The organism is Clostridioides sp. ZZV15-6597 (assembly GCF_020657815.1).
Taxonomy (GTDB): domain Bacteria; phylum Bacillota; class Clostridia; order Peptostreptococcales; family Peptostreptococcaceae; genus Clostridioides.
Genome location: NZ_JAGWCT010000069.1, coordinates 1 through 21,652, shown reverse-complemented (window position 1 = coordinate 21,652; position 21,652 = coordinate 1). Strand labels below are relative to the sequence as shown.

Sequence of the window (21,652 nt, the reverse complement as noted above, 5' to 3'; positions counted from 1 at the left end):
AAAAATTAATAGATATCTTAATTATATAAATCAAGATATCTATTAATTTTTTGAGTAAAAATATAAATTCTAGATTTAAACGTAATATCTATAATTTGAATTAATTAAAATCATGTGTATTGAATTGTATAAATTTAAATGTCAAACTTATTTTGGAAACAAAAGATTTCAAACTTATTTTTGTTAAAGGATAATAAACCTTCATCTCTCATTTTTCCAAGTTCTCTTGACATAGAACTTCTATCAACACATAAAAAGTCAGCCATTTCATTTCTTGAAAAAGGAATTGTAAACTTATAGTTACCCGTTCTCTCTATTTGATTTGAAAAGTACATGAGTAATTTTTCACGAGTTGTTTTACAAGAAAGTAACTCTATTTTATTATGAAGTAAAATATTTTTTTCAGCTATTAATTGTAACATATTTTCAACAAGTCTATTGTGAAATTCACATGTAGACGAACAAATACCAGTTACACTTTTAAACTTTATAAATAGAACTTCACATGAAGATGTTGTCACTACTGTTACAGTGCTTTTATGTAGTCTAGTACAAGCAAACACCTCTCCAAATAAATCACCAGGTAAAAGCTCAGCTACAATATTTCTATTACCTTCAATGTCTTCTTTTATTATGTGTGCACTTCCATTAAGCATAATTCCAATAGAAGTCACTTCATTTCCTACAGAAAATATTATGTTATCTTTTGGATAAGTCTTATCAATAACACCCAAACATTCTAACATTGCTTCAAGTTCATCATCTTTAATTCCTTCAAACAGAGAAATTTTTCTTAATAGATTTATATGTTTTTCTAAAAATTTTTTCAAATAATCACTTCCTTGTTGCATATGCAACCGATAATTTGTTTTTATTGTACTATACTAAATTTATAAAATCAAGGAGATATAAAAATCCTGATACAAAAACTTAAAACAAAAAGATCTATGTCTTAAAAATAAATATCTAGTAAAGTAGTATTTTAAACAAAAAAATTTTTATGAGGTGATATAAATGATTAGAAAAATAATTAAAATTGATGAAGAAAAATGTAATGGTTGTGGATTATGTGTTGAAGCTTGTCATGAAGAAGCTATAGGTATGGTAAATGGAAAAGCAAAACTTTTAAGAGATGATTATTGCGACGGTTTAGGGGATTGTTTACCAACTTGTCCAACGAATGCAATTTCATTTGAAAATAGAGAGGCTGCAGAATATGATGAAGAAGCAGTAAAAGCAAACATGGAAGCAAAGAGAGCACAAAAAGAAAATTTAGCCTGTGGATGTCCAGGTTCTCAGTCTAAGTCTATAAAAAGACAAGATTTAGATACTATATCTATAAATAACAATATAGTGATGGAGGAACAAGGGTCTCAGCTTAATCAGTGGCCAGTGCAAATAAAACTAGTACCTGCTAATGCATCATACTTAAAGAATGCAAGTCTTTTAATAGCAGCAGACTGTACAGCATATGCATATGGAAATTTCCATAATAAATTTATGAAAAATAAGGTTACATTAATTGGTTGCCCTAAACTTGATGAAGTTGATTATGCTGAAAAACTTACAGAAATTTTAAAATTAAATGATATTAAAAATATAGTGGTAACACGTATGGAGGTACCTTGTTGTGGTGGTATCGTAAATGCAGTTAAAACAGCTCTACAAAATAGTGGAAAGATGATACCATGGCAAGTAATTACTATATCTGTAGATGGGAAAATAGTAGATGGAGAAATCTAATTAAGTAAATCGTAGACAAATTAATAAATTTTAATAAATAAAATGAAATGGGAGGAATAAAGAATGGAGAATATGTTTTGTTTTCAATGTGAACAGACAGTTGGTGGTAAAGGATGTACTATAAACGGAGCTTGTGGTAAAAAAGGGGGAACAGCCAATTTACAAGATGAACTTACAGGAGTATTAATTGGACTTTCAAGAGCAACTGTTGGAAATAAAAATAGACCAACAAGAGAAACAGATAAAGTTATGATAGAAGGATTGTTTACTACTGTAACAAATGTAAGTTTTGATGATGAAGCTATAAAAAGACAAATTGAAAAAACTGAACTAGCAAAAAGTGAACTTGTACCTAGATGTTCAGATTGCTCGACAACTTGTAGTAGAAATGACAACTACGATATGAAGAATTTATGGAATGATAATGAAGATATACGTTCATTAAAATCATTGATTTTATTTGGATTAAGAGGTATGGCTGCTTATGCTTATCATGCAATGGTACTTGGATATACAGATAAAGAAGTGAATGATTTTTTCTATGAAGGGTTAGTAGCAGTTGGAGAAGACTTATCTAGTGATGAACTTTTAGGATTTGTAATGAAAACTGGAGAAATAAACTTAAAATGTATGGAATTACTTGATAGAGCAAATACCGAAACTTATGGAACACCAGAACCAACTCAAGTACCTATGAAAATTGAAAAAGGTCCATTTATTGTAGTTACAGGGCATGACCTTTATGATTTACACAAATTGCTAGAGCAAACAAAAGATAAGGGAATAAACATATACACTCATGGAGAATTATTACCAGCACATGCATATCCAAAATTAAAAGAATATAAGCATTTAAAAGGAAATTTTGGTACAGCATGGCAAAATCAACAAAAAGAATTTGACAATATACCTGCTCCAATATTATTTACGACAAACTGTTTAATGCCTGTTAAGGATAGTTATAGAGATAGAGTATTTACTACAGAAGTGGTTGCTTATCCTGGTATGATTCATATTGGAGAAGATAAAGATTTTTATAGTGTCATAGAAAAAGCACTTGAACTTGGAGGATATAAAGAAGATATGCATATGACTGGAATAAATGGAGGTGATATGCTAACTACTGGTTTTGCAAGAGGAACAGTTTCATCTGTACAAGATACAGTAGTAGAAGCTGTAAAAAATGGAGCTATAAGACACTTTTTATTAGTTGGTGGTTGTGATGGTGCAAAACCTGGAAGAAATTATTATACTGAATTTGTAAAACAAGCTCCTGAGGACACTGTTATATTGACTCTTGCATGTGGAAAATATAGATTTAATGATTTAAATCTTGGAGAAATAGGTGGTTTACCACGTTTAATGGATATGGGACAATGCAATGATACTTACAGTGCAATTCAAGTGGCTGTTCTATTGGCAAATGCTTTTGAATGTGATGTAAATGAATTACCTCTTAGCATAGTGCTATCATGGTATGAACAAAAAGCTGTTTGTGTACTTCTTACATTGCTTTACTTAGGTATAAAAAATATCTATATAGGACCTTCTTTACCAGCATTTTTGTCTCAAAATGTATTAAATATATTGGTTGAAAAATTTGCTTTAACTCCTATATCTACTCCAGAAGAAGATATGAAAAAAATATTAGGATAAAGAGTATACGCTTAATTAATAAGGTATAAATTTTATAATCGAAGTATTATTAAGCTTAATTATAATTAATATAAATAAGGGGGTGGCTTTGTATAAAGTCAACCCTTATTTATGTTTTTATGGTCTATTACAAAGTAGATATTATTTTAATCAACTGTTTACAATAAATCATACTTTTAAACTTATAATACTTAAAATATGTGTATAGTATAAACAAATAAAAAGTATAGTTTTAATAGTGCAGGATACTGAATTTAATTATAGAAAGAGGAACTTTGTAATGTAGAATTTGCATAATATATATATACTATAGTGTAATTATTTTAACTAAAATTTAAAAGATATAAGGCTTTTATATGGGGGTATGTGTATATGAAAAATTCGAATTTTAATATATTAACGTTCGATGGTGGTGGATTAAAAGGAGCATTAAGTATATCCATACTTGAGAGACTAGTAGAGGAGTATCCAAGTTTATTAAATAATATAAATATGTTTGGAGGAACATCTACAGGTAGTTTGATTGCATTAGGGCTTGCATATGGTGTAAGCCCTAAAGAGATAAAGACACTTTATTCAATTGAAAATTCAAAGTATATTTTCAACAAAAGTTATGCAGAAATGCTTAGACCAAAGTATGAAAATAAAAATCTAAAGGAAATTTTGCTAAGTATATTTCCAGAGGATTTAGAACTGAAAGATTTAAATAAACTAGTCATGGTGCCAAGCTTTTATATAGGCAATGAAGAACATTCATGGAAGCCTGTATTTTATAATAATATGCCAAATTCTCTTACTAAAACTAGTAAAGTTGTAGACGTAGCAATGGCAAGTAGTGCTGCACCAGTATTTTTCCCAACCTATAATTGTCATGTTGATGGTGGAATAATAGCAACTGATCCAAGTCTAGCATGTATAGTTTATTCAATTGACAGTGGACTTAAGTTAAATTATAAAAATACAAGACTTTTTTCTATAGGGACTGGATATGTATATAATAGTATAAAGACAGATACAACTGAATGGGGAGCTATTGACTGGATAATCAATAAGAAGCCAGACTTACCAATTATATCTGTTACACTAGAAGGGAATTCTCAAATGAGTCAATTATTTTCTCAAAAACTTCTTGGAGATAATTACTATAGGTTAAATCCTAGAATGGAAAGAGAGGTAGCTATGGATGATTGTGATTCACTAGAATACTTAATATCTTTAGGTGAAAACTGTGATATAAAAGATGCATTTGAATGGATAAATAGAAAAAGTTTTTATAAAAATTAAGTATAGTTTTTAATTATATTTATAAGTAGAGAATTTCTATAGTTTATAATTTTGATAAAAGATTTTGCAATTTTAGATACATTAATATCATATAGTATTTTCTAAATAAAGTAAAAAATAATAAAATACAAGATTATTAAGTTACTTCTTAGGGAATAAATAAAATATAATTTTTTTAAGGAGTGATGAAAATGATAAAATTTGCTACTTTTGCAGGTGGGTGTTTTTGGTGTATGGTAAAACCTTTTGATAAATATGATGGGGTTATAAAAGTAGTTTCTGGATATACAGCTGGTCATGTTGAAAATCCTACATACCAAGAAGTATGCTCAGGAACAACTGGCCATGTTGAAGCTATTCAAATAACTTATGATGATAATATAATAAGTTATGATGAACTTTTAAATATATTTTGGAAGCAAATTAATCCTACAGATGATGGTGGACAATTTGGTGATAGAGGAACTCAATATAAAACCGCTATATTTTATCATGATGAAGAGCAAAAAAATACAGCTTTGGAGTCAAAAGAAAGCTTAGAAAATAGTAAAATATTTGATAGTAAGATAGTTACTGAAATAATTCCAGCAACTAAGTTTTATAAAGCAGAAGAAAATCATCAAGATTATTATAAAAAAAGACCATTGAATTATAATATGTATTACAAAGGTTCAGGAAGATATAATTTTGTAAAAAGTTATTGGGATGGAAATAATGTAGATAGGGAAGCGTTAAAAAAGACTTTAACTCCTATTCAATTTGAAGTTACTCAAAATGATATGACAGAAGTACCTTTCGAAAATGAATATTACGATAATAATGAAGAAGGCATCTATGTAGATATAGTAAGTGGAGAGGTTTTATTTTCTTCAAAGGACAAATTTGATGCAGGATGTGGATGGCCTAGCTTTGCAAAGCCAGTTATAGATAAGTCTGTAATTGAAAGAAGCGATTTTTCACAAGGCATGTATAGGGTTGAAGTAAGAAGTGCTAAAGGAAATTCTCATCTAGGTCATGTTTTTGATGATGGGCCAAAGGAACTTGGAGGTTTAAGGTATTGTATAAATTCTGCTTCTCTTAAGTTTATACCTAAAAAAGATATGGAAGAACTAGGATATGGAGAATATTTAAAACTTTTTAAATAATTAAAACTAGTTAATATCATACATTAAGATTAGAGATGGAAATATAAATTTATGTTTTCATCTTTTGTTTTTTTGTCAATAATGTGATAAATTATTAATTGTAATGTTATAATTTATATTTGTATGATTAAAGAATTTAATTTTTGAAAGAGAGAAAACAAATGAATTTAAAAGACTTTAATGGAAAAAGATTAAAATCAGCTAGAGTTTTTAGAGCTAAAACTCTAGAACAGTTATCTAAAGAAACTAAAATAAATAAAAAAGATTTACAAGCTTTTGAAGAAAATAAGTATGTTCCAAATATTGAAAATGCATTAAAATTATCAAATATATTAAACTTCCCCAAAGAGTATTTTTATAAAAATGAAAGTATAAATGTTATTGTAGAAGATAGTCATTTTAATCCTCATTCTAAACTTCCTAGAGTAGAGGAAATTTCTTATAGAGAAAAAATAATAATTATACATAAAATATACTCGTTTATGGAAAGTTATATAAAATTTCCAAAAGAAAACTTACCAAATAGAAAACTAATTAAGGATGTTAATGTAAATGATATAGAAAGTCTTGCTAATAAGACTAGAGAACTTTGGAGTTTAAACAACAATCCAATATTAAATATGGTAAGTTTATTAGAGGCTAATGGGATTATAATATCAGGAATGAATGTAGATAGAAAAGGAGCAACAGTATTTACTCAAAAACAGAGAATTGGTAAAGAAACTAAATATCTAATATCTCTTGGGAATGATAAAAAATCAGCATCAATTAGAAACTATGATTTAGCATATGAGCTTGGATATATAATATCAAGTCAATTAGGAATACCAAATAAGCAATTCTTAGCAGATGAATATGCTTGTGCATTTTTGCTTCCAAGAGAGACTTTTTTAGAAGACTTGGTTTATCCAGAAGACATAGATTATTATGTAGAACTAAAGCAAAAATGGATTGTGCCTATATCTGTTATGATTTTTAGAGCATATAATTTAGGTGAGATAAGCTACAAAAAGTATAATTATCTTATGAGTGAAATGGATAAACGAGGATGGTTAATAGAAGAACCATTAGATAAAATGAAGGGTGTAAGTCCAGTATATTTAAAAAAAGCAGTCGAATTATTGATAGAAAACAAAATAATGAATACAGATAATATAGTATCAAATTTAGGGGATATAGGAATAAGTCTTTATCCAGAAGACCTAGAATTGTTGATGGGATTAAAAAATGGATTTCTATCTCAAAATACAAAGAAAAAAAGCAAAGTTATAAAGTTTGATGGGAAAAGATAAATTAATAATTTAATATTGAAAGATAAAAGCAGGTATTTATATTTAAGCTTTGTTGATATGGTTTTTTATCATAAGCAATTTACCTGCTTTCAATATTAAATTTAAGATATATTTAAAATATGCTATTAATTTAAATATGTATTCTAATATGATATTAATCTAAATATCCTTAGCAATTTGAATGTATTCTTTTAAAATAGTACATGATTTATTGAATTTTTTTTGTTCATCATCAGTTAAATTAATTTCTACTATAGACTCAACTCCATTTATGCCAATTATAGCAGGCACACCAGCAAATACATCTTTTTGTCCATATTGTCCATTTAATAGGGTAGAAACAGGAAGGATTTTTCTTTCATTATGAAAAATTGCCTTTACTATTTCTGTTAAAGCAGTACCAATACCAAATTCAGTAGAACCTTTGCCATAAAGTACATCCCAACCAGCTCTTGCTGTTTTTTCAGTTAATTCATCTAAGTTTAATTTTCCATAAGTGCTAGGATTTTCTTTCATAATATCAAACAATGGCTTACCACCAATTGAAACATGAGACCAAGGAACCATCTGAGAATCTCCATGTTCACCCATAGAATAAGCTTGTATTGATTGTTGAGGAAGATTTGTTTCCTCAGATAAAAGTCTTCTAAGTCTCGAAGAATCAAGTGCAGTGCCTGTGCCTAAAACTTTATTTTTAGAAAATCCAGAAACTTTCCAAATATAATCAGTAATTATATCTACTGGATTTGAAATTACAATAAATATACCATCAAATCCAGACTCAACAATAGGTTTTACAATTGTTTTTACAACATTGATTGTAGACTCAAGTGTATCCAATCTAGTCTGATTTTTTTTAGGTAATGGACCCGCACTTATTACTATAATATCAGAATCTTTACAATCATTAAGATTTCCACTTTTTATTTTTGTGGCATGTTTAAGATAAGAAACTGCATCTGATAAATCTAAAGCTTGAGCCTTAGCTTTACTTTCATCTATATCAATCATTAGTAACTCATCACAAACTCCTTGAGTTACTAAACTAAATCCACAATGTGAACCAACATGACCAGTTCCTATTATTGATACTTTTCTTGGTTTTATTGACAAATTTAACATCTCCTTACATTTTGTTTTATGTATACATATGAGAATGCTCCATAATAATTATAGAGCATCTAAATAAGTTAATTAAAGAATAAATAGCATAGATTTAAAACTAAATAGTCTTTGAAAGTGCAATATGGTCTCTTAAAACAGAACAAGATTTACTAAATCCAGCTTGCTCATCATTAGTTAAATTGATTTCAACAATTCCCTCAATCCCATTTTTACCTATAATACAAGGAACACCTGCAAATACATTTTCTTCATTGTATTGACCTTCTAATAATGTAGAAACTGGTAAAATCTTCTTCTCATTATGTAGTATAGCTTTTACAATTTCTACTAAAGCAGTTCCTATTCCAAACTCTGTGCAATCTTTTCCATTTATTATACCTATACCTGTTTTCTTGTTTTTTTCAACTATTGATGGTAAGTCTAATTTGCCATAAGTATCTGGATTATTCTTTATCATATCTAAAATTGGTTTGCCACCAATTGAAACATGAGACCAAGGAACTATTTGAGAATCTCCATGTTCACCCATTGAGTAGGCCTGTATTGATTGTTGAGCGATTCCAGTCTCTTCAGATAAAAGTCTTCTAAGTCTTGTTGAGTCTAAAGCTGTTCCAGTTCCAATAACTCTGTTTTTAGGAAAACCAGACTTTTCCCAGATATAATTTGTAACTACATCAACTGGATTAGAAATAACGATAAATATACCATCAAATCCAGAATCAATTACAGGTTTTACTATAGATTTTATCATCCCAATAGTTGGTTTTAGTAAGTCTAACCTAGTTGTGTTTTGTCTGCGTAAAGGACCTTCTGAAGAATCTGCAACACTTATCACTACGATATCAGAATCCTTACAATCATTAAAAGTTCCTTTTTCTATATGTACTTTATGTGGAAGATAGGAAACCGCATCAGCTAAATCTAAAGCTTGAGCCTTTGCCTTAGCTTCATCAATATCAATCATAAAGAGCTCATCACAAACTCCTTGAGTTATCAAACTAAATCCACAGTGTGAACCAACATGACCTGAACCTACAATAGATATTTTTCTTGGTTTTATTGGCATTTTAAATCACTCCCCCTACAAAATAAAACGATATATTTATAATACAATGCTATATGTTATTAAGTATGTTTTTTATAGATTGCAATATTCTATCATTTCAGAAAATTTATTTAATATGATTTTATACTAAAGTTTTTAAAAAAGCAATGTTAATATACTTTATATTATTGAATATTTAAAATAATATATAATTATAAATTTGTTAACATTAATATCTATATGTTAAAATATAGTAGAAGATTACTATTAAAAAATAGGTTAAGCTATATCTGGTGTAATTACTTTAAACTTAACCTAAAATATGTGCATATTTAAACAATAAGGCAGTTTAGAATAAAGGAAATGGAGATAAAATCATAATGGAAAAGTTATACTATACGAATCAGTATATAAGAGATTTCACGGCAGAAATAATTGAGATAAGAGAAATAGAAAATAAGTTTCATGTTTTGCTGGATAAAACAGCGTTTTTCCCTGGTGGAGGAGGACAATTTGGAGACTTAGGAAAAATAGATGATTATGAAGTAATAAGCGTATATGAAGAAGATAAAAAAGTGTATCATATATTAGATAAAAAACCAATAAAAATACATAAGGTAAAGTGTAGTATTGATTGGGATAGAAGAGAAGATGGTATGCATCAACATTTTGGACAACATGTACTCTCAGGGTGTTTTTTTAAGACTTTTAATGCGAATACAACCGGTTTTCATTTAGGAAATGAGTACAGTACAGTAGATATAGATGGTAACTTAGATGAAGAAAAAATTAGAGAGATAGAGTTGCTTGCTAATGAAATTATTCGTCAAAATATACAAGTAGAAACATTACTTCCAACTAAAAGAGAATTAAAAAAAATTTGGGTAAGGCGTGCTTTACCAAACACAAATGAAGAGATAAGGGTAGTAAAAATAGGTGACTTAGATACAAATGCATGTTGTGGAGTACACCCAAAATCAACAAGTGAGCTTAGAATGATAAAAATAAAGAAATGGGAGAAGCATAAATCTAGTACAAGAATAGAGTTTTTAGCTGGGAAAAGAGCCGTAGATGAAGTATTAAAAAGGGATATATACTTAACCAAAATCTGTAGATATTTAAGTTGTAGTGAAGAAGATGCTATAAATGGAATTGTAAATTTAAATGAGAAAGTGGAAGATTCTCTAAGTAAAAAAAGAAAACTTGAAGAAATAGTAGCTAAGTATCAAGTTAAAGAAATGGTAGAAAATGCAAATAAGATTGGAAATGTTTCAGTTGTTAAAAAAATTTATGATGAAGAAGATTTAAAATATGTAAATAAAATTGCAAATAAAATTACAGAAGATGAAAATAATATTGCATTATTAGCTGTTAGATTTGAAGAAAAAATAAACTTGATTTTTGCATGTTCTAAAAATTTGAAAGCTGTCAATATGGGAAGTTTATTGAAGGATGCAATAAGTCTTATAGATGGTAAAGGTGGAGGAAGTCAGGTTTTAGCTCAAGGTGGAGGAAAAAATAATGGTAACTTAGAATCTACCTTCGATTATGCATTTATGAAACTAGAAAAAATTTTATAATGTATTATTACAAAAAGATTAATGTAATACATAAAATAGATATGGGGGAATAAGTATGGAACAACAAAAAGACTATATAGAATTATATGAAAATGAAGAGCTGATAGAGATAAGAGAAGCCCGTTTAGAGGATTTGGATATAATAGCGAAATTTAATTATAATTTAGCCAAAGAAACAGAAGGAAAAGAACTTGACATGGATGTTTTAACTAAAGGTGTAAGGGCATTGTTATTAGATGAAAGAAAAGGAAAATATTATGTATATACAGTATTTGATAAGGTTGTCGCACAGATTATGTATACATATGAGTGGAGTGATTGGAGAAATGGAAACTTTCTTTGGATTCAGAGTGTATATGTAGAGAAAGAGTATAGAAGAAAGAGCATCTTTAATTATTTGTTTAATCATATAAAAAATATGTGTGATAGAGATGAAAATATTGTTGGCATGAGATTATATGTAGAAAAAGAAAACATAAATGCAAAAGCAACGTATGAGTCTTTAAATATGTATGAATGTGATTATAATATGTATGAATATGAAGTAATAAACTAGTAATGTAAATATAAAAATTAATAAGCCAGTAATATAAACTTATACTATTATTATATTAAGATTATAAGTTTATCCTGAGTATATTGAGAATTATATGAAATAAACCAGATATTATAATTAAATTTATTAGGGGGTATAAGTATGGGCGTTTTAAAAGTCATGTTTTATGTATTTTTGTTTTTAGATTTAGTGTCAATATTCTGTTTCTTTTTTAATAAAGGAAAGATAGCATCTAATACAATTGTATTTAATGCAATAGGGGTATATACATTTGTACTTTGTTTCATGCATTTTAGTTCTTATCCAAGTAATAATATTCTTGGTAAATTTATTGCATCTCTCTTTTTTATACTTGGAATTGCAGGCGTTATGCTTAAAGAAAAAAATTTTTTATATGCTAGATTACTTTTAACTTTGGTTATTGTTTGTTCTACACTTAAATTGTTTGTTATTTAATAAAATGTATTTATAAGGAAATTTATGAAGGCCTATATTTTAAAGTATAGACCTTTTTTAATGTGTTTTAATTTAACACTTAAGGAAAATTTAAGAAAATTTTAAAGGCATCTTAAACACTTGTTGATACTATTAAAATATTAAAAGAGAGAAGGTGTTATTATTGAAAAAAGACATGTGTAGAACTTCAGAAAAATTATTATTATCAATTATATACACAATATTTTTTGTATATGTTCTAATAACTATAAGGATAATTTTATTTAAAGATATACCAATTTATGCCATTTTCAAGGGTGGATTTAGGTCTGTCAACTTAATTCCCTTTTATACAGTATGGGAATTTATGACAGATAGTAACATTAGCCTTATAAGAGCTATTGCAAATATCATAGGTAATGTAGGAATATTTATTCCAATGGGAATTTTTCTTCCTGTAGTATTAAAAAAATTAGATAAAAGAAATATAATTATAATAATTTCTCTTATTAGTTTAGGATTTGAATTAATACAATACATTTTGGCTATTGGAAGCAGTGACATAGATGATGTGATTCTAAATTCATTAGGTGGGATACTTGGTATTATTATTTATACAAAGGTGACCAAATTATTTCCTAATAACATTAAAAAATTCCAAGCCATAATAAGTACAAGCATAATTTTGGGAGTGATAGGATTGGGTGTCATTGTTACAAACTACCAAAGCTTGTTAACTTTTAAACTCAAGCCAGATAAACAAGTTTCAAGAATATTAGTTGAAGAAAATAAGGAAATAGTTAAAGATATAGATAAAAATGAGGCAGATATAATTGGTTCATTTGAAAGTTTTAAAAATGGTGTGTTAACTATTAAGACAGCTTGTAATAATAATATAAAGTGTCCAGAAAATTTAATGGATAAGGATGGTTATATAAAAGTTTATCTGAGTAAAAATACAAAATTAATATCTTTTGTAATTACTGAAGAAGAGAACAAAGATATAATTAGATATGAAGAATTTGATGTTAAAAATTTACCTCTATTAAAGAAAACTGATACATTTGAGATTTGGATTGATAAAGATAATCAACCAAAAGATGAACATGGAATCACAGCTTCTAGATTATTAATTGGATTAGATGAATAGAATATCCAATAAAAAAAGAATAACAAAAGTAAAAAACGAAAAAACTATTTCTATAATTATTTTTACATTATGCACAAAAATATATCAACTGTTGAAGGAGTAGAGATAAATTATGGAGATAATAAAATATATTTTGTATTTTTTTATATATTCATTTCTAGGATGGGTAGTAGAAAGTGCAGGATGTTCTATAGCAAGCAAAAGGATAATCAATAGAGGTTTTTTAAATGGTCCAATCTGTCCTGTTTATGGTTTTGGAGCAGTACTTGTGATATCAATACTAGGAAGATTTGACAATATAATTATTTTATTTTTGATAGGAATGATTTTGACTACAATTCTAGAATATTTTACAGGATTTATTTTAGAAACATTATTTCATGCTAAATGGTGGGATTATTCTGACCAAAAATTTAATGTAAAGGGAAGAGTCTGTTTAAAAAATGCAATATATTTTGGTATAATGTCTGTTGTAATAATAAAATTTATACATCCCTATATAGAATATATTGTAAGTACTATTCCGTATAATATATTAATTTCAATAGTGGTAATTACGACTTTATGGACAATTGTGGATTTAATTGTTACTATCATATCACTTAAAAAATTAGATATGAAGCTCAATTTATTAGATGAAATAATTACAGACCTAAATGGTATAAATATGAAATTAGATAAGTTTGATAGAAGAGAGATACAAGCTTTATTTAAAACAATAAATAGTGAAAAATTAGAAGCTAGAGAAAAATTAAATAAAATAAACAGTAAATTAGACCGTATAGAATCTAATATTATCTTACAAAAAAGAATTATCAAGGCTTTTCCAGATATAAAACATAAAAAACAACAAGAACAATTACAATACTTTAAAGAAATCATCAATGATAATAAAAGATGATAATATGATTTAATTAAAAATAAACAGAAAAATAGTATTTATAAGATAATTTGCAAAGAACTCTATTATAATAGAATAGAGTTCTTTATTTTTTGGAGAAATAGAGTTGATTTGCTGAAAACAAAATATATTATCTCTGAATAACAAATATTTTGAAAATTATAAAAACATATATTGACAATTTGTGTCAAAAATACTAACATTAGTATATAAAGAATTTTATATAAAAATATCTTTACAAATTGCAATAATTCTAAAAATATAAATTTACTTAAAGAGGGGAATGATTTGCCAATGAGCGAGATAACTAGTCAAATGATAAGTACAGAAGAAAAAAAATATGTTGCTAAAACTCAAAAAATACCTTATTATCCAGTAGCATTTAAATCAGGTGAAGGTGCGATGTTATATGATTATGAAGGTAATGAGTATGTAGACTTTTTAGCAAGTGCAGGCTCTGCAAATGTAGGTCATGGAAATAAGGAAATCTCACAAGCAGTTAAAGAACAAATGGATGATATCACACAATATACACTTGCATATTTCCATAGTGATCCTCCTGTAAAATTAGCTGAAAAGCTTGTGGAAATAGCCCCTGGAGATAATGATAAGAAAGTATTATACAGCGCAACAGGCTCTGCTTGCATAGATGCTGCTATAAAATTAGCAAGAGGATATACTGGAAGAACAAAAATAATATCTATGTGTGAGTCATATCATGGAAGTACTTATGGAGCTATATCTATATCTGCATTAAGTACAAATATGAGAAGAAAAATGGGTCCATTATTACCAGAAGTTTATCACTTCCATTATCCAGATAAAAATAGAACTGCTAAAGAATGTTTAGATGAAATGGAATATGCTTTTGCACACTACTTACCAGTAGAAGAAGTAGCTGCAATATTTATAGAACCAATTGCAGGAGATGCAGGGATAATAGTGCCTCCAGTAGAATGGATTCAAGGATTAAGTAAAATATGTAAAGAAAATGGAATACTACTTATAAGTGATGAAATACAACAAGGTATGGGAAGAACAGGTAAATGGTTTGGTATAGAAAATTTTGGTATTGAAGCAGACCTTATAGTTCTTGGAAAATCTGTTGGTGGAGGATTACCTCTAGGAGCAGTTGTTGGAAGAACAGAAATAATGCAAAGTCTTGATGCACCAGCACATCTATTTACTTTAGCTGGAAATACAACAGTATGTGTAGCTGCTTTAAAATCTATAGAAATAATTGAAAGAGAAAACTTACTTCAAAAGAGTATAGAAATGGGAGATTATATTAAAGCAGGATTTGAAAAACTAAAAGAAAAATACGATATAATTGGAGAAATAAGAGGCTTAGGTTTATCTATAGGAGTTGATATAGTTAAAGGAAAAGGTTCTACTGAAAAACATCCAGATGCTACAGCTAAGATATGCTATAGATGTATACAAACTGGATTGATAATGATATTCTTAGGACAATCTACTTTAAGAGTACAACCACCTCTAGTAATAACTAAGGAGCAAGTAGATAAAGCAATGAGTATTATAGATTCTGCAATAGATGATTATTTAAATGGTAGAATTGGTGACGAAGTTTATGAAGTAACTCAAGGTTGGTAAAATAGATATTAAATAAAAAAGAGTTATCTCAATTTTAGAAAGTAATTTCTGAAATGAGATAACTCTTTTAAGTTACCCACAAGTAAGAAGATTAGTCGATTCATTAAAGGTTATGTTTTGGGTATTACTTTTGTGAGTATCAGAAACAGTATTACGAGAGTAGTTACCCTTACTCGAACTATCTGTCAATTTTGTTATAATCAAAATTGCTAAAAGAATAAAAATTACTGTGTATAAAGCAATAACATATGGTTTTCTTTTATATTTGTATTTGTTATTAAAAAAAGAATGCCCATAATTATCTCTATTGACCTTATGTTTGTTTATATTTGTATTCTTTTTTTTGTTATTTTTCTTTTTATCATCCTTTTTTCTATTTTTAGGGTAAGGAATGACTTTGTGTGTATCATCAAGTTTGACATTTTTATTTTTTTGAATATTGTTTTCTAGGCTAGCTTTTTTTTCTCCAAATTGAATAGTTTTATTGGTATTGTTGTTATCTTTCAATGTTAATCTCCCTCCCTTAAACTTTCCCTTTAGATAATATTACTACTAACCTATAGAATATACAATAATAATATACAATGAATAAAATTTTATAAGTATAAATCTCTTTCCCCATGTTCTAAGGCAGTCATATTGTTAGATACAATGTTTCTTATGTCTTCTCTTTCTATCTTAGCTATTTCTTCAGTAATAAGTTTTTTACCCATAACTTTAAGTTCTTCATCACCATAATCAATTAAAAATTCATTTAATGTAGTAAGTGCATTTGGTGTGCAGACGTTGTGAATTTGACGACTCTTAGCTAAACTCATAAATCTATCCCCAGTTCTACCTTTTCGATAACAGGCTGTACAGTAACTAGGTATATATCCATCAGTAATTAGTTCCTTAAGTACTTCTACAGGACTTCTGTGGTCTCCAACCTCGAATTGATCTGTATTGTCACCATCCTCATATGCTTTATATCCACCAACACCTGTTAGAGAACCTGCACTAACTTGCGATACACCATATTTTAGTAATTCATTTCTCATTTCGGCAGTTTCTCTAGTAGACATTATAATTCCAGTAAAAGGAACTGCTAATCTAGTTATAGCTACAATTTTTTTAAACATATCATCAGAAACTAAATGAGGGAAGTTTTCTAAGTTCATACCTTCAGCTTTTTTTAATCTAGGAAAAGATATAGTATGGAATCCTACACCAAATTTTTCTTCCAGATGTTCATTATGCATCATAAGGCCCAAAACTTCAAATTTAGGATCAGCTAAACCAAATAAAACTCCAGCACCAACATCATCAACTCCAGCTTCCATAGCTCTATCAAAAGCTGTTAAATGGTAGTAGTAGTCATTTTTTATAGATTGACCATGCATCTTTATAAATGTTGGTTTATGGTATGTTTCTTGGAATAGTATATAAGTTCCTATTCCTTTTTCTTTTAATAGTTTATATTCATCTACACTAGTAGCTGCTATGTTAACGTTTACCCTTCTTATATTTCCATTTTCATTATATGTTGAATAAATTGCATCTAAGCAGTCTAATATATAGTTTATATCACAATTTTTAGGGTCTTCACCAGCTTCTAAAGCAAGTCTTTTATGCCCCATTTTTTCCAGTATTTTAACTTCTTCTCTTACTTCGTCCATAGTAAGTTTTTTTCTTTTAAATTTATTACATGTATTGAAACCACAGTAAACACATTCATTTACACAGTAGTTTGATACATAGAGAGGGGCAAATAAAACCACTCTATTACCATATATTTCATTTTTTATTTGCCCAGCTATACTAAACAATCTATCAAGTTGTTTTTTATCTTCTACTTCAAGAAGTGTAGCTATATCTTTATAGCTAAGTTTTTCTCTTCTATCAGCCTTATCAAGCACTTTCTCAATATCATCAGAAGTTGAATTTTTTGCATCCTCTAATAAAGAATTAATAAGTTCATGTTTTATGAACATTTACAAACGCCTCCATTCAATATTATCACCACGAGAGTAGTCAACTTTAAGTCCTAGTGACTTGATATTTTCCTCTAAACTCTGGTGATATTCACAAGCTTCTTGACCAGTAAATGCTTTGTTATCATAAAGAGAATATTGTTTTCTAAATTCTTGAGGAGAAAGGTTTGGCATAATTACATTACAACCAGCTAAAAGACCTGCATTTCTACCACTAGGGTTTATAGATGCAAGAGCTGTTGTAGCAGGTAATAAGACTTTTGGAAGTAGAAGTCTTGTAATTGAAAGCATAAGTAATGTCTTTTCTAAATCACCATGTTTATAATCTTTAAAGATTGTATCATGATGTGGGATAAAAGGTCCTATACCAACCATATGAGGATTTAACTCTTTTAGGTATAATAAGTCACGAACAAGGTCCTCATTGCTTTGGAATGGTGACTCAACCATAAATCCAGCACCTACTTGATAACCAATTTCCTTGAGGTTTTTAAGGCATTCTTTTCTAGTTCTAAGTTCAATGTTTGGCGGATGTAATTTTTTGTAATGGCTGTCTGTAGCAGTTTCATGTCTTAAAAGATATCTGTCTGCACCACTTAAAAAGTATTTTTTATAGGAGTCATAGCTTTTTTCTCCTAATGATAATGTTATAGCGCAATCCTCATATTTATTTTTTATACTTGAAACAATCTCACATATCTTGTCATCAGTAAAATATGTGTCTTCACCACCTTGTAAAACAAAAGTTCTGTATCCTATCTTATAACCTATATCACAACATTCAAGTATTTCATCCGTTGAAAGTCGATATCTTGTAATATTTTTGTTAGAAGATTGTATACCACAGTAGTAACAATTGTTTTTGCAGTAGTTTGTAAGTTCTATAAGCCCTCTTAAGTAGACTCTATTTCCATAGTATTTATTTCTCATATCGCTAGCTTGCTTGTAAAGATAGTTTCTCAAATTTTGTTCAAAGTTATATTCTTCATTGTCGATATTCTCTATTAAGTATAGTAGTTCATCAAAGCTTAGTGAATTAATGCTGTAAAGTTTATCTATAAAGTATTTAATCTTATTTTTAGTCATATCTAAATATGTATTTATTAAATATAGTTAAATTTTTAGTAATTGAAAAGTTCAAGTGATCTTTCCAAAATACCTTTTGTATATGCTATTAAAATACCATAGTTTACGATAGGTACATTGAAAGATTTTGCCTTTTCTATTCTAGATAACATTCCAGCTCTATTCATCATACAAGCTCCACAATGAACTACAAGTGCATATTTAGTTATATCTTCAGTGAAGGATACTCCAGAACTAAATTCAAAAGTAATATTTTTACCAGTTTTCTTTCTAATCATATTAGGGATTTTAACTGTTCCAATATCATCAGTTTGTCTATGATGAGTACAACCTTCAGCCATCAAGACCTTGTCACCATCTTTTAAATTTTCTAAAGCATAGGCACCATCAATTAATTCTTTAAGGTCTCCTTTTTGTCTAGCGAACAATATAGAAAAAGATGTAAGAGGAATATCTTTTGGAGTATCTTTATCCACTTGTGGAAATACTTGAGAGTCAGTAATAACAAGCTTAGGTTTTTTACTTAAATTAGATAGAGTTTCTTTTAAGTTATCTTCTTTTGTAACTATAGAAATTGCTCCAGTATCCAAAATATCTCTTATAACTTGCTGTTGAGGAAGTATAAGCCTACCTTTTGGAGCTGCCTTATCTATTGGAACGACTAAGACAACTAAATCATTTGGCTCAATTAAATCTGATACCAATTTAAACTCATTGCTATCTTTAGGCAAAACCTTTATTATTTCATTTTTTAAATCTTCAATTCCAATTTTATCTGTTGATGAGACAGAAACAACTGGACATTTAACTTTATTTTTAGTTAAGCTTAAAATTTCAGATTGATTTTTAATTGTATCAATCTTGTTAAGTACTAAAATATGAGGTATATTTTTATCATTAAACTTTTCAATTAGTGATAAATCTTCTTTTGACACACCAATTTGGCAATCCACTACTAGTAAAGCTATGTCTGTCTTTTCTAAAATATCTAATGATTTGCTTATTCTAAGCTCACCAAGCTCACCAACATCGTCAAGACCAGCAGTATCTATAAGAACACAAGGTCCTATAGGAAGGATTTCCATTGGTCTAAATACTGGGTCTGTAGTAGTTCCAGCAATATCTGATACTATTGCAGCGCTTTGATTTGTTATAGCGTTTATTACGCTAGATTTACCTGCATTTCTTTTGCCAAAGAGACCTATATGTACTCTTATTGATTGTGGAGTAGAATTTAGACTCATTTGTACTCACCACCTTAAATTTCTTTTTTTGATATACTAGTTTTTACAGATACATGAGGTATATTTCCCAATTTACCAGTCAAACTATTGATAATATCCATTTCGCCAACAACTGCTATACATACAATTGAGACACCCTCTTCTTCACAAGGAATTCCCATTCTACCTTTAATAATGCCTTTAAAAGTTGATACAACTTCATTAAATTTAAGCTGACATTCTTTTGGTTCTTCCAAAATAGCACTTATAACCGCAACCTTTTTCATAAATATCCTCCTAACTCAGAAAATATGTTCTTAAACAAATCCAAAATCAAAAAACTTTTCTTTTTAAAGAAAAGTTTCTACAAAAGAAAAGTTATTAATTACACAATTATAATGTGCTATATTAAACTATTTCCTTACAGATTAGATAACTCTTTTCTGGTAGGGTTAGCTTGTAAAATTTATTTTAACAACAATTAACTAAAGAAAATTTTTATACAATTTGTGTGAATCATATAAAAATTAACTAAAGAAAATTGAAGTTACTTATATAATAGTAGTAAATCGAAATTAAGTCTATAGAAAAACCAATTTTTGTATAAAAATAAAAATAAAAATTGGTTATTTACAAAGAAATGACTTTAATAAAATATATAGTTAATTATTTTTTTAGCATATAATTTATAAGAAGTTTTAGAGTATTTTCAATTGCTTCTATATGAGTTCTTTCGTAGTGGTGGCTATTATTTGTTCCAGGACCAACACAAGCTATTTGAACATCTTCTCCCCAACGAATAGCCTCTGAAGCATCTGAACCATAAAAAGTAAATACATCGACAGCATAATCTAAATTATTATCTTCTGCAACATCTACAAGTTTATTTCTTAAATTAAAATCGTATAGAGATAAGTTATCTTTTGCAACTATAGTCACACCATGTTCACTAGATGTTTGACTTGGTCCAGTAGGTGCTATGTCTATTGCTACAAATTCTCTAGTTTTTTCAGGTAAAGCTTTAGAGACGCCATGTCCAATTTCCTCATAATTACTTATATAGAAGTTAGTGGTATGTTTAGGTGTTAAGTTGTTTTCCTTAAAGTATCTAGCTATTTCAAGAACCATTGCTACAGCTGATTTGTTATCTATATATCTAGATTTTATAAAACCAGATTCTGTAGCTTCAAAACGATGGTCTAGATATACAAAATCGCCAACACTTATTCCTAAATCCAAAACATCCTGTTTATTAAATACTTTTTCATCAAGTCTAATAATCATTGTTTCTTCATTTCTTTCAGATGCAGCTTTTGTCTGTCCATATATATGAGTAGAAGCGTATTTAAATACAACACTTCCTCTGATTTTTTTACCTTTTCTAGTTATAACAGTACAATTTTCACCCTCTATAGCGGCCCAACAACCACCACCAACTTTATGGTATTTAAGAGTACCATCTGGTGATATTTCTTTTACCATAGCACCAAGTGTATCCATATGTGCAGATATTGTTATTTGATTTGAATCATCTTCACCAGGAAGAGTAGCTATAAGTGCACCTTTTTTTGTAAGAGTAGTATTAAGACCTAAAGTTTCAAAATCCTTTTTGCTTTCTAAAACTGCATTTTCAGTATATCCAGCTGGACTTGGTATATCAAGATACTTCTTCATTAAATTTATAGTATTAGTTAAATTTAAGTTCATATTATTTCCTCCTAAAAAATATATATTCATACAAATTATAACATAAATACGAATGTTCTGAAAACTGTATTTAAAAGAAAAAATTCTAAATCTATTAAAAAAAATAATATATAAGGTAAAATTAATTTATATTATAT

General features: G+C 28.2%; 20 protein-coding genes. 11 read left to right on the top strand and 9 right to left on the bottom strand.

Translation table 11 applies throughout. The features are described 5' to 3' along the window. Window positions 1-134 precede the first annotated feature (134 nt). Window positions 135-851 (bottom strand): Crp/Fnr family transcriptional regulator, encoded by a 717-nt coding sequence (locus KGF52_RS14415; RefSeq protein ID WP_227840653.1) that lies wholly within the window; start codon window positions 849-851, stop codon window positions 135-137. Window positions 852-1,014: 163 nt separating this feature from the next. On the opposite strand from KGF52_RS14415, the gene KGF52_RS14410 reads away from it, so the two are divergent. From KGF52_RS14410 to KGF52_RS14390, 5 genes are all read left to right on the top strand, one after another. Beyond that, window positions 1,015-1,743, top strand: a complete 729-nt coding sequence (locus KGF52_RS14410; RefSeq protein ID WP_227840652.1) for a 4Fe-4S binding protein — start codon at window positions 1,015-1,017, stop codon at window positions 1,741-1,743. A 63-nt stretch (window positions 1,744-1,806) separates the two neighbouring features. Continuing rightward, window positions 1,807-3,399 (top strand): hydroxylamine reductase, encoded by a 1,593-nt coding sequence (hcp, locus tag KGF52_RS14405; protein WP_227840651.1) that lies wholly within the window; start codon window positions 1,807-1,809, stop codon window positions 3,397-3,399. A 372-nt stretch (window positions 3,400-3,771) separates the two neighbouring features. Then, window positions 3,772-4,683, top strand: coding sequence for a patatin-like phospholipase family protein (locus tag KGF52_RS14400; RefSeq protein ID WP_227829533.1), 912 nt, complete (start codon window positions 3,772-3,774; stop codon window positions 4,681-4,683). 191 nt (window positions 4,684-4,874) lie between these two features. After that, window positions 4,875-5,828 carry a peptide-methionine (S)-S-oxide reductase MsrA gene (gene msrA / locus KGF52_RS14395; RefSeq protein ID WP_227840650.1) on the top strand — a complete coding sequence of 318 codons (954 nt, stop codon included), beginning with the start codon at window positions 4,875-4,877 and terminating at the stop codon, window positions 5,826-5,828. A gap of 161 nt (window positions 5,829-5,989) precedes the next feature. Further along, window positions 5,990-7,120 (top strand): XRE family transcriptional regulator, encoded by a 1,131-nt coding sequence (locus KGF52_RS14390; RefSeq protein ID WP_227840649.1) that lies wholly within the window; start codon window positions 5,990-5,992, stop codon window positions 7,118-7,120. A 159-nt stretch (window positions 7,121-7,279) separates the two neighbouring features. On the opposite strand, the gene KGF52_RS14385 is transcribed toward KGF52_RS14390, so the two are convergent. Together KGF52_RS14385 and KGF52_RS14380 are read right to left on the bottom strand one after the other, a co-directional pair. Further along, complete coding sequence (locus KGF52_RS14385) at window positions 7,280-8,242, bottom strand: L-lactate dehydrogenase (protein ID WP_413927399.1); 963 nt, start codon at window positions 8,240-8,242, stop codon at window positions 7,280-7,282. Window positions 8,243-8,342: 100 nt separating this feature from the next. Further along, window positions 8,343-9,311, bottom strand: coding sequence for an L-lactate dehydrogenase (locus KGF52_RS14380; protein ID WP_227840647.1), 969 nt, complete (start codon window positions 9,309-9,311; stop codon window positions 8,343-8,345). A gap of 359 nt (window positions 9,312-9,670) precedes the next feature. On the opposite strand from KGF52_RS14380, the gene KGF52_RS14375 reads away from it, so the two are divergent. The 6 genes from KGF52_RS14375 (at window position 9,671) to KGF52_RS14350 (ending at window position 15,526) form a co-directional block, all read left to right on the top strand. Beyond that, on the top strand, window positions 9,671-10,870 hold the full coding sequence (locus tag KGF52_RS14375) for a DHHA1 domain-containing protein (protein ID WP_227840646.1): 1,200 nt from the start codon (window positions 9,671-9,673) through the stop codon (window positions 10,868-10,870). Between the two features lie 55 nt (window positions 10,871-10,925). Next, the gene (locus tag KGF52_RS14370; protein WP_227829527.1) at window positions 10,926-11,426 is read left to right on the top strand and encodes a GNAT family N-acetyltransferase; all 501 of its coding nucleotides are present in this window, start codon (window positions 10,926-10,928) and stop codon (window positions 11,424-11,426) included. A 141-nt stretch (window positions 11,427-11,567) separates the two neighbouring features. Beyond that, on the top strand, window positions 11,568-11,882 hold the full coding sequence (locus KGF52_RS14365; RefSeq protein WP_227829526.1) for a hypothetical protein: 315 nt from the start codon (window positions 11,568-11,570) through the stop codon (window positions 11,880-11,882). A 163-nt stretch (window positions 11,883-12,045) separates the two neighbouring features. After that, on the top strand, window positions 12,046-13,011 hold the full coding sequence (locus KGF52_RS14360) for a VanZ family protein (protein ID WP_227840645.1): 966 nt from the start codon (window positions 12,046-12,048) through the stop codon (window positions 13,009-13,011). A gap of 112 nt (window positions 13,012-13,123) precedes the next feature. Continuing rightward, entirely contained in the window at window positions 13,124-13,912 is a 789-nt protein-coding gene (locus KGF52_RS14355) for a putative ABC transporter permease (protein WP_227840644.1), read from the top strand. Between the two features lie 294 nt (window positions 13,913-14,206). Continuing rightward, window positions 14,207-15,526 (top strand): aminotransferase class III-fold pyridoxal phosphate-dependent enzyme, encoded by a 1,320-nt coding sequence (locus KGF52_RS14350; protein WP_227840643.1) that lies wholly within the window; start codon window positions 14,207-14,209, stop codon window positions 15,524-15,526. A gap of 72 nt (window positions 15,527-15,598) precedes the next feature. Here the strand turns inward: KGF52_RS14350 and KGF52_RS14345 are convergent, their stop codons facing one another. The 6 genes from KGF52_RS14345 to KGF52_RS14320 form a co-directional block, all read right to left on the bottom strand. Further along, complete coding sequence (locus KGF52_RS14345) at window positions 15,599-16,033, bottom strand: hypothetical protein (protein WP_227840642.1); 435 nt, start codon at window positions 16,031-16,033, stop codon at window positions 15,599-15,601. An 89-nt stretch (window positions 16,034-16,122) separates the two neighbouring features. Continuing rightward, window positions 16,123-17,499, bottom strand: a complete 1,377-nt coding sequence (gene hydG / locus KGF52_RS14340) for a [FeFe] hydrogenase H-cluster radical SAM maturase HydG (protein ID WP_227840641.1) — start codon at window positions 17,497-17,499, stop codon at window positions 16,123-16,125. Then, window positions 17,500-18,585: a [FeFe] hydrogenase H-cluster radical SAM maturase HydE gene (gene hydE, locus KGF52_RS14335; RefSeq protein ID WP_227829520.1), complete on the bottom strand. Its 1,086-nt coding sequence runs from the start codon at window positions 18,583-18,585 to the stop codon at window positions 17,500-17,502. 35 nt (window positions 18,586-18,620) lie between these two features. Further along, window positions 18,621-19,829: a [FeFe] hydrogenase H-cluster maturation GTPase HydF gene (gene hydF, locus KGF52_RS14330; RefSeq protein WP_227829519.1), complete on the bottom strand. Its 1,209-nt coding sequence runs from the start codon at window positions 19,827-19,829 to the stop codon at window positions 18,621-18,623. A gap of 14 nt (window positions 19,830-19,843) precedes the next feature. Further along, complete coding sequence (locus tag KGF52_RS14325; protein ID WP_227434807.1) at window positions 19,844-20,095, bottom strand: TM1266 family iron-only hydrogenase system putative regulator; 252 nt, start codon at window positions 20,093-20,095, stop codon at window positions 19,844-19,846. 379 nt (window positions 20,096-20,474) lie between these two features. Next, window positions 20,475-21,515 (bottom strand): M42 family metallopeptidase, encoded by a 1,041-nt coding sequence (locus KGF52_RS14320; protein ID WP_227840640.1) that lies wholly within the window; start codon window positions 21,513-21,515, stop codon window positions 20,475-20,477. Window positions 21,516-21,652 lie beyond the last annotated feature (137 nt).

Coding starts and splice junctions, on each gene's coding strand:
- KGF52_RS14415 (WP_227840653.1), bottom strand. CDS start 851: ATGCAACAAGGAAGTGATTATTTGAAAAAATTTTTAGAAAAACATATA.
- KGF52_RS14410 (WP_227840652.1), top strand. CDS start 1,015: ATGATTAGAAAAATAATTAAAATTGATGAAGAAAAATGTAATGGTTGT.
- hcp (WP_227840651.1), top strand. CDS start 1,807: ATGGAGAATATGTTTTGTTTTCAATGTGAACAGACAGTTGGTGGTAAA.
- KGF52_RS14400 (WP_227829533.1), top strand. CDS start 3,772: ATGAAAAATTCGAATTTTAATATATTAACGTTCGATGGTGGTGGATTA.
- msrA (WP_227840650.1), top strand. CDS start 4,875: ATGATAAAATTTGCTACTTTTGCAGGTGGGTGTTTTTGGTGTATGGTA.
- KGF52_RS14390 (WP_227840649.1), top strand. CDS start 5,990: ATGAATTTAAAAGACTTTAATGGAAAAAGATTAAAATCAGCTAGAGTT.
- KGF52_RS14385 (WP_413927399.1), bottom strand. CDS start 8,242: ATGTTAAATTTGTCAATAAAACCAAGAAAAGTATCAATAATAGGAACT.
- KGF52_RS14380 (WP_227840647.1), bottom strand. CDS start 9,311: ATGCCAATAAAACCAAGAAAAATATCTATTGTAGGTTCAGGTCATGTT.
- KGF52_RS14375 (WP_227840646.1), top strand. CDS start 9,671: ATGGAAAAGTTATACTATACGAATCAGTATATAAGAGATTTCACGGCA.
- KGF52_RS14370 (WP_227829527.1), top strand. CDS start 10,926: ATGGAACAACAAAAAGACTATATAGAATTATATGAAAATGAAGAGCTG.
- KGF52_RS14365 (WP_227829526.1), top strand. CDS start 11,568: ATGGGCGTTTTAAAAGTCATGTTTTATGTATTTTTGTTTTTAGATTTA.
- KGF52_RS14355 (WP_227840644.1), top strand. CDS start 13,124: ATGGAGATAATAAAATATATTTTGTATTTTTTTATATATTCATTTCTA.
- KGF52_RS14350 (WP_227840643.1), top strand. CDS start 14,207: ATGAGCGAGATAACTAGTCAAATGATAAGTACAGAAGAAAAAAAATAT.
- hydG (WP_227840641.1), bottom strand. CDS start 17,499: ATGTTCATAAAACATGAACTTATTAATTCTTTATTAGAGGATGCAAAA.
- hydE (WP_227829520.1), bottom strand. CDS start 18,585: ATGACTAAAAATAAGATTAAATACTTTATAGATAAACTTTACAGCATT.
- hydF (WP_227829519.1), bottom strand. CDS start 19,829: ATGAGTCTAAATTCTACTCCACAATCAATAAGAGTACATATAGGTCTC.
- KGF52_RS14325 (WP_227434807.1), bottom strand. CDS start 20,095: ATGAAAAAGGTTGCGGTTATAAGTGCTATTTTGGAAGAACCAAAAGAA.
- KGF52_RS14320 (WP_227840640.1), bottom strand. CDS start 21,515: ATGAACTTAAATTTAACTAATACTATAAATTTAATGAAGAAGTATCTT.